Source organism: Patescibacteria group bacterium, from assembly GCA_026415775.1.
GTDB lineage: Bacteria > Patescibacteriota > Minisyncoccia > UBA6257 > JAAZHW01 > SKW32.
Genome location: JAOAGL010000001.1, coordinates 359,361 through 374,267, shown reverse-complemented (window position 1 = coordinate 374,267; position 14,907 = coordinate 359,361). Strand labels below are relative to the sequence as shown.

General features: G+C 32.8%; 14 protein-coding genes and 1 tRNA gene. 2 read left to right on the top strand and 13 right to left on the bottom strand.

Annotation, left to right across the window (positions count from 1 at the left end; all coding sequences use genetic code 11):
• Nucleotides 1-5 precede the first annotated feature (5 nt).
• The 5 genes from murB to N2692_02030 all read right to left on the bottom strand — a co-directional run bounded on the left by murB (nucleotide 6) and on the right by N2692_02030 (nucleotide 2,829).
• Nucleotides 6-959: a UDP-N-acetylmuramate dehydrogenase gene (murB, locus tag N2692_02050; protein MCX8016061.1), complete on the bottom strand. Its 954-nt coding sequence runs from the start codon at nucleotides 957-959 to the stop codon at nucleotides 6-8.
• A gap of 141 nt (nucleotides 960-1,100) precedes the next feature.
• Nucleotides 1,101-1,484: a hypothetical protein gene (locus tag N2692_02045; GenBank protein ID MCX8016060.1), complete on the bottom strand. Its 384-nt coding sequence runs from the start codon at nucleotides 1,482-1,484 to the stop codon at nucleotides 1,101-1,103.
• 190 nt (nucleotides 1,485-1,674) lie between these two features.
• Nucleotides 1,675-1,749, bottom strand: a tRNA-Ile gene (locus N2692_02040).
• Nucleotides 1,750-1,752: 3 nt separating this feature from the next.
• Nucleotides 1,753-2,229, bottom strand: a complete 477-nt coding sequence (locus tag N2692_02035; GenBank protein ID MCX8016059.1) for a hypothetical protein — start codon at nucleotides 2,227-2,229, stop codon at nucleotides 1,753-1,755.
• Between the two features lie 6 nt (nucleotides 2,230-2,235).
• Nucleotides 2,236-2,829 (bottom strand): hypothetical protein, encoded by a 594-nt coding sequence (locus N2692_02030; GenBank protein ID MCX8016058.1) that lies wholly within the window; start codon nucleotides 2,827-2,829, stop codon nucleotides 2,236-2,238.
• A gap of 83 nt (nucleotides 2,830-2,912) precedes the next feature.
• On the opposite strand from N2692_02030, the gene dprA reads away from it, so the two are divergent.
• Nucleotides 2,913-4,031, top strand: coding sequence for a DNA-processing protein DprA (gene dprA / locus N2692_02025; GenBank protein MCX8016057.1), 1,119 nt, complete (start codon nucleotides 2,913-2,915; stop codon nucleotides 4,029-4,031).
• A 9-nt stretch (nucleotides 4,032-4,040) separates the two neighbouring features.
• Entirely contained in the window at nucleotides 4,041-6,071 is a 2,031-nt protein-coding gene (gene topA, locus N2692_02020; protein MCX8016056.1) for a type I DNA topoisomerase, read from the top strand.
• Nucleotides 6,072-6,076: 5 nt separating this feature from the next.
• On the opposite strand, the gene ftsZ is transcribed toward topA, so the two are convergent.
• The 8 genes from ftsZ to pcm form a co-directional block, all read right to left on the bottom strand.
• Nucleotides 6,077-7,387, bottom strand: a complete 1,311-nt coding sequence (ftsZ, locus tag N2692_02015; GenBank protein ID MCX8016055.1) for a cell division protein FtsZ — start codon at nucleotides 7,385-7,387, stop codon at nucleotides 6,077-6,079.
• A gap of 6 nt (nucleotides 7,388-7,393) precedes the next feature.
• Nucleotides 7,394-8,644, bottom strand: a complete 1,251-nt coding sequence (ftsA, locus tag N2692_02010) for a cell division protein FtsA (GenBank protein ID MCX8016054.1) — start codon at nucleotides 8,642-8,644, stop codon at nucleotides 7,394-7,396.
• Nucleotides 8,644-8,934, bottom strand: coding sequence for a 30S ribosomal protein S21 (gene rpsU / locus N2692_02005; GenBank protein MCX8016053.1), 291 nt, complete (start codon nucleotides 8,932-8,934; stop codon nucleotides 8,644-8,646). Before rpsU ends, ftsA begins: the two co-directional genes overlap by 1 nt.
• Nucleotides 8,935-8,945: 11 nt before the next feature.
• Entirely contained in the window at nucleotides 8,946-9,293 is a 348-nt protein-coding gene (locus tag N2692_02000; GenBank protein MCX8016052.1) for a histidine triad nucleotide-binding protein, read from the bottom strand.
• A 5-nt stretch (nucleotides 9,294-9,298) separates the two neighbouring features.
• Nucleotides 9,299-10,630, bottom strand: a complete 1,332-nt coding sequence (gene hisS, locus N2692_01995; GenBank protein ID MCX8016051.1) for a histidine--tRNA ligase — start codon at nucleotides 10,628-10,630, stop codon at nucleotides 9,299-9,301.
• Between the two features lie 7 nt (nucleotides 10,631-10,637).
• Nucleotides 10,638-11,189: a signal peptidase I gene (gene lepB, locus N2692_01990; GenBank protein MCX8016050.1), complete on the bottom strand. Its 552-nt coding sequence runs from the start codon at nucleotides 11,187-11,189 to the stop codon at nucleotides 10,638-10,640.
• A gap of 95 nt (nucleotides 11,190-11,284) precedes the next feature.
• Nucleotides 11,285-14,125 (bottom strand): hypothetical protein, encoded by a 2,841-nt coding sequence (locus tag N2692_01985; GenBank protein ID MCX8016049.1) that lies wholly within the window; start codon nucleotides 14,123-14,125, stop codon nucleotides 11,285-11,287.
• Nucleotides 14,126-14,255: 130 nt separating this feature from the next.
• On the bottom strand, nucleotides 14,256-14,894 hold the full coding sequence (gene pcm, locus N2692_01980) for a protein-L-isoaspartate O-methyltransferase (protein ID MCX8016048.1): 639 nt from the start codon (nucleotides 14,892-14,894) through the stop codon (nucleotides 14,256-14,258).
• Between the last annotated feature and the right edge of the window lie 13 nt (nucleotides 14,895-14,907).

The following is a 14,907-nucleotide window of genomic DNA, read 5'->3' as shown; positions in this document are numbered from 1 at the left end:
ATTTATTAAAAATTCCCTAAATAACGAATTTCTTCTTCTAAATTAATTCCGAATTTATTCAAAACTGCTTCTTTGCAAAGGTTTATTAACTGATAAACTTCAGCAGCCTTGGCATTTTCTAAATTAATAATGAAATTAGCGTGCATTTCTGAAATTTGAGCATCTCCTATTCTTTTTCCTCTTAAACCACATTGATCTATTAAATATCCAACTGGCACTTTGCCACCCTTAATTTTTTCGGGCGGAATTTGCCTTAATTGTTCTTGTGTTAATTTATCAATAGAAATATTTTTAAAAATACAACCAGCTGAGGGATATGGTGGTGTTTTCATTCTCCTTTCTTTTATATATTCTACTACTTTTTTCTTAATTAAATCCTTATCCCCTCTCAAAAGTATTATTTCAGCAGATAAAATAATAAAGTTATTTCTTTTAAAAATACTATCTCTGTAAGAAAATTCACATTCTTTTTGAGAAAATTCATAAATTTCAAATGTTTGAGGGTTTAAAGCTAAAACTTTGTTAATGCATTCACCCATGCTTTGCCCATAAGCTCCGCTATTTCCAAAAATCGCTCCTCCCACTGTTCCCGGAATACCTGCTGCCCATTCTAATCCTGTCAAACCCATTTCAAGAGTTTTTTGAAGAAGTAACGCTAAGGGCGTACCGGCTAAAACAATTATTTTTATCTGATTATTATTTTCTAGAAACTCCATTCCCACATTTTTAATTTTTATGACAAGACCCTTAAATCCGCTATCACTAACCAACAAGTTGGAACCTCCTCCCAAAACAAAAAATGGTTTGTCTTGTTGATATGCTTTTTGAATAGAATTTTTTAATCCTTCTAAATCGGAAATTTCAACGAAATATTCAGCTGGTCCGCCAATTTGAAAAGTGGTAAATTGTTTTAATAAAATATTTTTTTGTAATTCCATTTTTATTTGCTTCCGTTCCATTCTGGCCCGAAGGAGGTTGACTCCAATTACCATTTAAGTGAGTGCTCAACCTTCGGGCCAGAATAGAACCGAATCTATTTAATATTATAATCAATTTCTATAAAAGAGCAATTAAAAATAGAAAAGCGCCAGAGGGCGCTTTTAAATGGTTAATTTGTATTTATTTATTATTTCAAGTGTTGGATTTGAAATAAAAATTTCTGCATTTTCACACCGCTCTTTTAGGAATCTTTTTAATACATATATCGCCGTTTCCCAAACTTCTTTACTTTCATTACTTACAATAGCAATTTTTTCTATTTTGTCATTCTTTCTTATATTTTTTATTAGCACCAGAATAGCATTGAGACTGGGATATAGAGCCGTTGGATCAAGATTACCATGGGTCATGATTCTTCCATCGCTTATTTTCAAAGTAACTCCCGCTTCTGCTGTTGAAAAAAGAACGAATAATTTTCTAGCTTCTTTTGCTCTAATCAAAATATCTTGCTCTTCCTTATTTAAATCGGAATATTTTAAAATCACTTTGCACCTCCTTTTTAAAGATTTAAATACTGTCCCAAGTATATCAAAAAAATAATCAAAATCAAGAAATAATGAAGAAAACCGCCCTTACGGGCGGCTTTCCACGGTAATTGGATTTCCTAAACGAATAAACGTTCAGGAAAAGCACTCACTTCACTTTCTATTATAATCAAAACATATTATTTGTCAATGGTGCGTGTGGGAGGGATCGAACCTCCGACCTCTGTCTTATCAGGACAGCGTTCTACCACTGAACTACACACGCATTTTAGAATCCTTCTGGCGAAGGCGTAATTGTTAAAGTAGTTGTTGGGGTGGCAGAAATAGTTGAAGGAGGCGAAGAAGTAATAGTGACGGTAGTAGTGACGTTTTCTAAAGTACTAGTAACTCCTTCCATAAAACCTTCTTTTGGTGTCGTAGTAGCAGTTTGATTTATTGTTTCTTCTATTTCTTCCAAAAATTTCTCTATTTCACTTCCTCCTAATTGCAATTTTTCTTTTATCTCGTTAAATCCTTTAATATCAAATCCCTCTAAATTAACGTCTGTATTTTTTACTGTTTCAAAAATTTCATCCATCTGTCCAACTAAAAAATTGATAGTATACACCACCACCACAATTAATCCTATTATTATAATAATCGCAGAAATTATAAAAATCAAGTTTTGCTGTTGGAGTTGTTTGCGATTTAATTCTTTGGGGTTAAAAGTATTATGATTTTTTTGTTTTGTTGAAAAAAGAGACATATTATTTTATTTTTGGATAAAGACCTTCCCTTCTATATTATAAGAAAAAACTTCTTTTTTATCAGCATTGACTCCGGTGCTTGTAATATTGAAATTATAAAAGTCGATAAAATACGGAAATGTTTTTAAATCTTTGATGAAGGCCAAAAAATCATCTGATGTTCCTCGAATATTTATTGAAAAAGTCGCCTGGTCAATATTTTGAAAAACAATTTTTTTCTCATCGTCAGCACCCACTTCTTTAAAAACCAAACCCAATTCTAAATTATGCTTATTTGCTAATTGATTTAAATATTCACTAAAATCAATCAAGTGATTTTTATCAGGAATTAAATTTTGAATATTTTTTGTATAAGGCAATAATAATTTTGCATTTTTTTGTAAATTACTATAAATTTCTGATTGTTGTAATAAGGTCGAATATTCAATTCTTGTGTTTTTTATTGCAGATCCCTGTTTTTTAATAATTGAAAATGATAATATCAAAGCTAGAATAAAAATTGCGATTATAATGCCATAAATCGTAAGCGACTTTATTATTCTCTTGTCGATATTGGCAAAAAAAGATTTCCTACCTTGATTATTTTGATTATTGGGCATAGATTTTACAAGCATTCAAAAATTTTATATATTATAAGATAAAATCACTGATAAAACAAGGCTTTATTATTTTAACAAAAAATATGCAAAATTTGAAGGAAAAAATTTATTTCAATGCCTTAAATCTAGCCAGCGCCTGCAATTATAATCTACTGAGCAAACTAAAGAATTTTTATAAATCTTTTGAAAAAATCTGGTTTGTTGATGATTATAATGATTTTCTAAATTATTACCCAAAATTTTCTTTAGAAACTATCCAGAATTTTTACCAAAACAAACAAAAAATTAATCCTCAAAAAGAATGGGAAAAATTAGAAGATGGGGAGTATAAATTGATTTTATTAGAAGAAAAAGAATACCCCTCTTTATTAAAAGAAATCGCCGAACCACCTTTAGGAATTTATATTTTTGGCGAATTTGATTTTAATAATAAACCAATAATAGCAATTGTGGGAACGCGCAAAGCTACTAATTATGGAAAAATGGTTGCGGAAAAAATTACAAAAGAATTAGTAGAATGTGGATTTATTACTGTTAGCGGATTAGCTTATGGAATTGATACTATTTGTCATCAAACTACATTAGAAAACAAAGGACAAACTATTGCCGTATTAGGATCGGGATTGGACATCATTTTTCCTTCTGCAAATAGAAAATTATCCGAAAGAATTGTTAAAAGTGGAGCTTTAATTTCGGAATATCCTCTTTCAACTCCGCCGCTTAAACATCATTTCCCAGCTCGCAATAGAATTATTAGCGGTTTAGCTCTTGGAACTATTGTGATTGAAGCTCCATTAAAATCTGGCTCTCTCATTACGGCTCGTTTTGCCCTAGAACAAAATCGAGAAGTTTTCGCCGTCCCCGGATCAATTTTTTCCCAGAATTATGAAGGCAATCATCAATTAATTAAATCGGGCGCCAAATTAGTTCATAACATCGGAGATATTTTAGATGAATTGAATATTGCAAAGAATTTAACCCTAAACATTGATTTTGAAAAAACAAAAACATTATTTAATAATTTAACTGTTGAAGAAAAGAAAATATTGGATATTATAAAGAAATCAGAATCCCCCCTTTCTATTGATGATATTATAAAAATTTCCGAATTTGATACTGGCGTCGTTAATCAAATTATTACACTGTTGGAATTAAAAAATTTAATTAAGTGGGATATGGGCGGATATCAAGTGAAGTTTTAAATTTTAAATATGCCTGTTAAAAATAAAAAGAAAAATTTAGTCATTGTAGAGTCTCCGACCAAAGCAAAAACTATTAGCCGCTTTTTAACGGTTGATTATTTTGTTGAGGCGTCTTATGGCCATGTAAGGGATTTGCCAAAATCAAAATTAGGCATTGATATAGAAAATGATTTTAAGCCACAATATATCATTATTCGAAAAAATCAAAAACAATTAACGAAATTAAAAAAAATAGCTGAAAAAAGCTCTGAAATTATTCTGGCTACCGATGAAGACCGTGAAGGAGAAGCCATTGCCTGGCATTTAAAAGAAACTTTATTAAACAATAATTTATCTGATAAAAATATTAAACGTATCGCTTTTCACGAAATTACTGAATCAGCTATTAAAAATGCCTTGCTTAATCCTCGTGATATCAATATGAATCTAGTTTTTTCTCAACAAGCCAGAAGAATTTTAGATCGTTTAGTCGGTTACCTTCTCTCCCCTTTTCTTTGGAAAAAAATTTTTCATGGTTTATCTGCTGGACGAGTTCAATCAGCAGCCTTGCATTTAATTGTTGAGCGAGAAAATGAACGCAAAAAATTTCAACCAGAAGAATATTGGACAATTTCAGCTGATTTTCTAACCGGCAGCAAAAAATGCTTTTGTGCCCATCTTTATAAAATTAATGAAAAGGTTTTGGGTAAATTCGATATAAAAAAACAAAAAGATGCTGAAGAAATTGTTGATAAACTGAAAAAGGCAGATTTTATTATAAATAAAATTGAAGAAAAATTAACCCAAAAAAATCCTCTACCACCTTTCATTACTAGCACCCTCCAACAAGAGGCCTGGAAAAAACTTCATTTCTCAGCCAAACAAACAATGCTTTTAGCTCAAAAGCTTTACGAAGGAATTGATTTTGGTAAAGGACCAACAGGTTTAATTACTTATATGAGGACTGACTCCGTTAATTTATCAGAGGAGTCATTAAATAAAGCCAAAGAAGTAATAATAAATCAATTCTCGGAAAAATATTACAATCGTCGTCAATTTATTAATAAATCTCGCCTCGCTCAAGAAGCTCACGAAGCTATTCGCCCCACCGACCCCAATATTTTACCAGAAAAAATTAAAGGTAGGGTTGATAATAAACTTTATAAACTTTACACTTTAATTTGGCAACGATTTATTGCTTCTCAAATGGCGCCGGCTCAAATTAAAAAATTATTGATTGATATAAAAGCGAAAAACGATGATGATGTTTTTTTCCTTAAAACTATCGGCAGTCAATTAATTTTTGATGGTTTTTTAAAAGTTTATCCGATAAAATTTGAAGAAAATGAATTGCCCCCACTTCAAGAAAATCAAAAATTATTAGTTAAAAAAGTTGTTCCTCTTCAACATTTCACCGAACCCCCTCCTCGCTATTCCGAAGCTAGTTTGATTAAAACACTAGAAGATTATGGTATTGGCCGCCCTTCAACTTATGCCACAATCATCTCCATCCTAAAAGAAAGACGATACGTTGAGTTAGATGAAAATAAAAAATTTATACCAACAGAAATCGGCATATTAGTTGATGATATACTTACTCAGCATTTTCCCCAAATTATTGATATTGGTTTTACTGCAAAAATTGAAGAAGATTTGGATAAAATTGCCGATGGAAAAATTAACTGGCAAGATGTTATACGCGAATTTTACCTTCCTTTTAAAGAAAACCTCGACAAAAAATATATTGAAGTAGCTAAAAATACTATTGAAGAAAAAACAAATGAAAAATGCGAATTGTGCGGTGCTGAAATGGTAATTAAATACGGCCGTTATGGTAAATTTCTGGCTTGCTCTAATTTTCCCAAGTGCAAAAATACCAAAAGTTTAATGAATAATAATAATCACCTCACTGAACTAAAATGTCCGAAGTGTAATGATGGTTATATTGTAATACGAAAAACAAAGAAAGGAAGGATTTTTTATGGGTGTTCTCGCTATCCCGAATGTAACTATGCTTCCTGGACAAAACCAGAATCCCAATTAGAAAAAAATAAAGAATAAATGAATTATTTTTTCTTTTTTCGCAAAAAAGCTGGAATTTCTTCTAGAGAATCTGTAGGTATTAATTCTTTTTCTTCTTTAATTTCTGTAGTAATAGTTTCTATATTAGATTTAGAAATAGTTCTTTGTTGATTTGCCGTGTAGGATTGGTATTTTGAAGAATTATCAAATCCTGCCGCAATAATCATAATTTTTATTTCCCCTTTTTTAATTTTTGGATCTTCCATGGCGCCAAAAATAATTTTGGCAGAAGGATCAACAATTTCTGTGATTAAACGTGCTGCCTCATTAATTTCCGTCATCGTCAGACTACTATCTCCCATAATATTAAACAAGACACCTTTAGCCATATGAGGAGAATATTCAAATAATGGAGAATTAAGAGCATTCTTCGCTGCATTTACAGCGCGCTCTGCCCCACTGGCCTTTCCTAATCCTATTAACGTCATCCCGGCATTACTTAATATGGTCTTTATATCAGAAAAATCAACATTAATAATACCGGGCATATTGATTAAATCACTAATACCCTTTACTGATTGTCTTAAAATATCATCGATTAACTCAAAAGCTTTATAAAGAGGAGTTGAATTATCAATGATATTAAAAATTCTGTCATTGGGAATAACTATATAAGAATCTACTTTATCTTTAATTTTCAAAAGCGCTTCCTCGGCGATTTGCGAACGCTTACTACCTTCAAAAGAAAAAGGTTTTGTCATTACAGCAACCGTTAAAACCCCGAGCTGTTGACAAACATCGGCAATTACAGGCGTAGCGCCAGAACCAGTTCCACCGCCTAATCCGCAGGTTAGAAAAACGAGATCGGCGCCTTTTAGGGCCTCTTCTATTTGAGGGCGGGATTCTTCTGCGGCTTGGCGACCAATTTCTGGATTCATTCCTGTTCCCATTCCTTTAGAAATATTTTTCCCTATATGAATTCGACGCCGAATGCCGCATTTGTATAAATCCTGTAAATCGGTATTAACAGCGATAAATTCTACTCCCTGAATTTTTGCCTGCTTCATTCTTGATAAAATATTTCCGCCTGCACCGCCAATGCCGATAACCTTAATCACGGGAAAATTCCCCAATTCTATTAGATGATTTTCTTTAGAGGATTTTGCTTTATTTTTTCTCAAGTTTTTAACTGCAATTTTTGGCAATATTACCGATGTTTCTAAAGTTTGTTTTGTTGCCCTCTTCTTTTTTAAATCGGCTTTTTTTCTTGCCTTAATTCTTTTTGTTTTTTTCTGAGTTTTTATCAATTTTTTCTGTTGTTTTTTAATTTTTTTATTTTTCTTTTTTGTAGTCATAATTTTTTAAGGTAAAAAGATTTTAAAGAATTTTTTAATTTTATTCAATATATCACTAGGGGGCATTGTTTTTACAAACTCAATAGACTTACCACTAAAAGAATAAGCCAACATAAACAATGCCAATCCTACAACTTCAACAAATGATGGATCATCAATCAAATCCAAATGTTTTTCGCTTGCTTCAATTTGTTCTAAATTGGGATATCCTATTTTAGCGGGCAATTTTAAATATTTTTTAATAAAATCAACCATACCGGGCAACTTGGCGCCACCGCCAACCAAAACCACGCCACCCGCTAATTTATTATAGACATTATTTTTCTTAATTTCGTTATTAATAAATCCAAAAAGTTCTTCTAATCGAGCTTCAATAATTTCCGCTAAATATCGTTTATTGATTGCATAATCAATTTCCTTACTGATTTTAGAAACATCGATATTTTCTTTACGACTAACTTCGGCCGCTAAAGCATAACCGCAAGTTAATTTAATTTTTTCTGCTGTTTCTAGAGGTACTTTCAAACAAATAGCAATATCATGCGTAATACTATCAGCTCCTAAATGTAAAATTTTTGTATCAATTAATTTGTCATCTTCGTAAATAATATAACTGGTATTTTGAGCGCCAATATCAACTAAAATAGTACCAACATTTTGTTGTTTTTTAGTCAGACAACCAAAAGAAGCTGCCAAAGGACTAAAAACTGGCGAGATCAACAAATTTTTGTTTAATTCTTTAAAAACCTTGGAAAGATTTTGGAAATGAGTATTTAATACCTCAATTACAGCCGCTTCCATTTCTAAACGATATCCGTGCATCCCAATTGGATCTTTAATATTAGTCAAACCATCAACGGTGTAATCTCGAGGAATAATATGTTCAATAATTTTATTACTTGTTTCACTGTGGGTTTCATAAATTTTTTCTTCAAGTTGTACAAGATCATTCCTGGTAATCTGAGAATCTCCCCTTGTTACTCCCCCTGTTGTTTTAGTTATTTTAAAATTTGAATGGGGCGAAGCAATATTAACTACCACCTGTTTCGGATTAAACCCTAACTTATTTATATCCTCAAAAGTTTCAAACAAAACATTACAAAAGGCACCATAATCATTAATGGCGCCTTTATTCATACCATCAGAGAGTCGCTCAAAAACCGTATAAATTTTTATTTTGGAATAATCTTTTGTTGGTTGAACTACCAACCCCCTGATATTTTGATTACCTAAATCTAAAACAAGAAAAGGTTTCATTATTTAGGCAAATTAGTAAAAGACCATTTGGGATTTCTTAAGAGTTTTTTGATTAGCTTAAGATCTTCTTTCCCAGTAAGAATCCCTCTTTTTTTGAGAGCCATTATTTTTTCTTTTATTTGTGCGCGATATACCGCTGATTGTTTTTTGCGATTACGATTTATTTCTGGTTCAAAAAAACGTTTTTTTCGTGCCTCATCTAAAACAGCAGCTTGTTTTAAAGCGCGATTAAATCGTAAAAGAAAATTATTAATTGGCTCGTTCGGTTTTTTATTCACTTCAATAGCCATAAACTCTTTATTTATATTTCTTTAAGCGACCTATTAAATGAACCACTTAAAAGATGTAAATGAATGTGGTCGATTAATTGACCGGCGCCTCGACCAACATTCATTACCAATTTATAACCTTTTTCAATTAATGATAATTGTTGTGCTATTTTTTTAGCAGTTAAAAAAAGTTCTCCCAACAATTCCCTATCTTCTTCATTAATTTCGTTTATATTTGCTATATGTTTTTTGGGAACAATCAAAAGATGGATTTCGGCTTTGGGATTTATATCTTTAAAAACAATAACTTTATCGTTTTCTAAAACGATTTCTGAGGGAATTTTTTTATTAATAATTTGGCAAAAAATACACTCATTCATATGATTTATAATGTTTTTATAATATCATTTTTAAATCTTTTTTTCAATTCATCAACGATTTTATTACCATCAATAACTTCTTGAATGCTGGCTGTCATATCCCTTAAAATTACCGTACCATCAATAGCTTCTTTCTGGCCTATAATAATAACATAATGGACTCCAACTTTATCCGCTTGCCTCATTTGAGCTTTTAATGATTCGTGAGCAAAAGATTCAATCACATCAATCTTGGCCTTACGGAATACTTCTATATATTGTAATGCTTTCTGTTTGGCCAAATCCCCGATCGCTACTAAAAATACTTTTGCTTTGTGATTGTTATCTAATTTCAAAGTTTTTTTAACAATTTCTACTAAACGTTCGACTCCAGCCGCTCCACCAACAGCAGGTGTTGACTTGCCGCCCAACATTTCAACTAAATAATCATATCTTCCACCACCGCACAATGCTAAATTATCATCATTTTTCCTAATTTCAAAAACGGTTTTAGTATAATAATCTAATCCGCGCACTAAATATGGATTAATTGTATATGGCAACCCTAAAGATTCCAAGTATTCTAATATTTGTTTAAAATGATGGCGGCATTCAGTGCATAAATAATCCATCATTTTAGGGGCATCATTTTTTAAATTTTGACAACTTTCATTTTTACAATCCAAAATTCTCAAAGGATTTAATTTTAAACGATTTTTACAATCAACGCATAAAAATTTTCTTTTGGATTTAAAATAATTTTTTAATTCTTTGTGCCAGATTGGTCGACAATTATCGCAACCAATGGTATTAACTTCAACAATTAAATCTTTAATTTTCAATTCAGTAAATAAATTAAAAAATAATTGAATAATTAAAACGTCATAAATAGAATCTGATGATCCTAAAATTTCAAAATTACATTGCCAAAATTGGCGATATCTTCCTCTTTGCGGTTGTTCATAACGAAAGACGGGACCCCAGGCAAATAATTTAACTGGCTTAGACCAATTGAACATCCCGTTTTCTAAATATGCGCGGACAATATTGGGCGTAAATTCGGGACGTAAAGATAACAAGTCTTTCCCGGGTGTCTTTAAATTAAACATCTGTTTTTGAACAACATCACTTGTTGGGCCAGTACCATGTAGAAATAGTTTTGTTTCTTCCAAAATAGGCGTCTCGATTTGGCCAAAACCATAAAAATCCGCTAACTCCTCTACCACTTTTAAAATTTTACGTCTAATTAAATTCTCCTCAGGTAAAATATCAGGCATACCCTTAGGCGCCTGAAGAATTGTTTTCATTTTTGGCCTTTTTATTTTATTTTTGAAAAAATCTTTTGGTCTTCTTCCCATATTTTAATTAATTTTGATATTGGACCGTTGAAAAAGCTTTTACATTATTAAATGGCCAAACTCTCAAACGAACTATACCAATAATTTTATCTTTTGTTACAGTCCCCCACGCTCGCGAGTCATAACTAGCATATCTATTATCGCCCAAAACAAAATATTCATTTGATTCCAACGTTAAACTTATTTCGCCTGGTGTCTTGCTGTCTAATAGATAATTTTCTTTTAAAACAAATCCTTCGGGATGGTTTTGATTATAAATTTTTATTTGTCCATCTTTAATTTCAATTTTTTCACCGGGTAAAGCAATAATTCTTTTAATATAGTATTCTTTCGCTGCTTGAGGCGGATGAAAAACTATAATTTCTCCTCTTTGAGGTTCGCGCAATCGATAGGTTAATTCATCAACAATTAAATAGTCTCCGTTTTTAAAATTGGGGTACATGCTGGCTCCTTCAACAAAAAACGGCTGAAACAAAAAAGTGCGAATGATTAAAACTATCACTAACGCTACTATTGCTACTTCAATTGTATCCCAAATTGCCGCTAAAAATTTTCTCATAATTTTACATAATTATAATAAAATTCTTTAAAAAATCAAATAAAAATAGAGGGTCACAAGGACCCTCTATATTGTTGTTAAATTTGAAATTCTGTTTACACTTCTGGATATTCGGCGTCAATTTGTTCTTCTAATTGGTGAATGAATGGAGAATCTAGGCCATATCTGTATTCAACACTTCCTGGTTTTGGACGATCAAGAAGTCCTTTCTCATCTATTTCTTTGTAGAACGGAGAGATGCATTTATATTCTTCTAGAAATTCAACAGGGATTAATTCAATGGTAACGCCGCTTTTGTTGGAAAATTCTACCAGACAACCCATTGACTGAGGCATCAGGCCACGGGCAAATTCAAAAGCTGATTGGTCATTCAGACCAGGAAGTTGCAACATCAAAATTTCAGCAATCATCGCAATCCAAAAAGTATGTTTGTGCCCACCAAAAAGAACATGTAAATCAGAAGCAGCTTGAGCAATGTTTCTTAACCAAGTTATTTGAGAATGCATTGGTGTTCTTCCGCCGCCACGCGGATACCACTGATGTTGAATAGCAATCTTGTAGTTTGACTTGAGCACTCTGCTACCATATGGATGGTTGATTGTTGAACCATGTCTCCCAGCAGTTTTAACAATTCTAACTCTATTCCAAATTTTAATATCAGGTACTTTGAGATCAGCTTTAAATAACTTTTGGTTTTCGTATATTTCTTTAAGAACAAAGAAGATGAATTCGAGATTATTCTGTCCAGTAATGTCTGCTCCCCAAATTTCCCATTCATGATTCCCCAACAAAACATCAATAGTTTCAAGATTAGGCGCTGGGAAAAATGGTTTGAGCAACGTGGTAGTAAATGCCTTCTGGCTGCTTACGGACACTAGTCTTTTTGGTCTGTTTTCAGAAACGAACCTCGGATAATGAAAACCCTGAATGAGGTCACCATTGAGCGCCAAATTAGTCGCTCGTCTACTAAAAAGAGCATAGTCCAGGAATTTTATCACCCATTCGGGTCTCATAGTTAAAGAACCAAACTGCCAATCTGAAGTGTAGGCAAGTAAATCTTTTTTCTCTGGTTCATCCTTTTCTTTCTCAATAACATCTTTGATTTTGTTGTTAAGAACATGGATGCGCAGCCGACCATCTTTGAAAATTTCAAAGTTTACAACACCAGGCGTTGGTGGTTCTTTTCGGAAATAGATTTGTCGATGGGCTTTATCTGAAAGAATTTTTGTGTGAAAAGTTTTGATTTTTCCTTCAGCAGCTGGTAAAGGATTCTGACAGCCGGGTAAATTAAAAATGAAAGTATTGTACAACTTAGTACCCCAAAATCTTTCTTGGTGGAAATCAACCCAAATGTAAGGCGTTTCTCGACCGCGAGCTTGAAGATTGCGCAAAATCCATTCTGGAATCAATCCGCTATCCACGTACTGCGTAATGTCTGAGAAGGCAATATTATGCTGAGCAAGAATTCTTTTTTGGATATTTTTCAGATAGAGATTGATGGGATCAGGACTAATGATTCTTTTAGAACCCGGTTTATCGCTATGAAGAGCTTCAACATCAACCAACTTTTTATACTTTTCAGGGATCGGCTTATTAAACTCTTCGAACAGCAAAATAAAAATAATCACCAAGAGTTCAGTAATATGATCACCAATAACCTTTTTTACTTCATCGGCATTAAGAAGGGAGCGACCGATTCGATACATATAAGGCTGAACTGTTTCCCACTGGATTTTCATTAAACGATAGTAGTCTGCACCAGAAAGACGTTTTATTTCTTCTGGCCAACGACTACCAATACCCAATCCTCTAATGCCTCGGAATTGTTCTAGGGCAATAATCACTCGGGACAAAGAAACCTGCCAATCATCATCAGACAAAAGATAGACAACCTTGTTTTTGGCAATTTTTTCTAGTTCTTTTAACAACAAATTGGCTGCAGAATATTGCTGCTCTATCCGCTGAAGACCCGTCCTTGTCAAAGAGCGCAGTCTTTCAACTTGAATTCCGCGGAAATCGCCCTGAACAAAGTCAGAAGCAATAATAACATGAGGTTTAAAATATTCTTTCAGTATATTTATTGCCCATTCTACCAGTTCTACATCTACAAATTGATTGCCGAAGCGCACTTCACCAATAAAGCTTAAACGCGCCGATTCTTCATTGATTTCTTCTTGAAGCATTTTAACACTCTTATGGCGAATATCTCTTTCAACCACTTCTTTTATTTCTTTCAAACTGGTAATCTTTTGGGTAGCTGCTTTGCGTTCTTTTTCCTGCATCAGTAAATTATGCGCCTGAACTAAATCTAAAGCCTCAAGGGATTCAACACTAACACCCGCCTCTTTCAACGCTTGCGAACGACGATAGCCGCCTTTCCCTTTAACCAACAACCCCCTTTTTACAAAAGCATCCAAAATTTCTTCCAGAAATCGCGAGGATAAATTCAACAAATTAGCTACCTCTTGAATCGATGTCCAATCATCAGCAAATAATTGCAAAACGTTTTTCTGATATTCTTTTGGAATCAGCTTTAAAATTTCATCTTGAGTATAGAAGCCAGGAGCAGTTGAAAAGTAAACATTATGAGCACCAATACGAATTGTCTCCAGCATCCCCCACTCTTTGAACTTCATTAAAATACCGCGAGACATATTCAAGCGTTGGTACCTGCCTTTTAAACCAAGCGGCAAGGCAGTGGCTGCGTCAGTATTCCGAAAAACCCTTTTTTTGCTAAGCAATTCACTAATTGCCCGCCAGTATTCTTGAAGTTTTTCCGGCATCAACTCAATAAATTGTTCTTGAGTGATGTAACCAGTTTCCAACAATTCTGCTCTTTCATCGGAAGTAAAATGTTTCAATCCGACCTCGCCATTCTCCCACAATTTAAATTTTTTCCTAAAATCCTTTTCATTAAAACCAGGTTTTGCTTTCATTATTTTCACCTCCTTCTTTTTTTATTTTTAAAAGATCTATTGAATGGGATTTTCTCCCATCTCCATTATAAAAAAGAAAAAAATTCTTGCAAATGCAAGATTTTTTTAACAATCGTTATCCTAAACATTACTAATTATTTAGTTTTTCAATAAGAGGCACAAAAACAAAACCTGGAAATTCTTCTGATTCAAAATCGGTTTCAGTTTTTTTCTCAATAAGCCATAAGCTGTTATTCATTGGCAAAACCATTTTACCGCCGATTTTTAACTGTTCTTTAAAGGCTTCGGGGATTTCCCTTGCTTCGGCTGAACACAAAATTCTATCAAAGGGCGCTTTGTCTGGCAAACCATATAAGCCATTACCTAAATACATCTCGGCAATTCCTTTTGTAATATAACTATAACGCATCACGTTGGCTTTACCAAATTCATAAAGTTCCGGGATAATTTCAATTCCATAAACTTTTCCATTTTCTCCCACTAATTCCGCCAACAAAGCCGTTGTCCAACCCGAACCAGAACCAACATCCAAAACCCTATTACCTTCTTTAACGTCTAATAATTCCAACATAAATGCTACTGTTAATGGTTGAGAAATGGTTTGTCCAAAACCAATGGCCAATGGCGTATTCCGATAAGCCTCATTTTTTACATAATCAATTACAAAACTCATTCTATCAACTTTTCTAAATGCATCAATAAGCCTCGGACTTTTCAAAAATCCGTCTTTAATTAAATCATCTATTAATTTGTTTTTGTTTATTTCCATTTCTTTATTATTT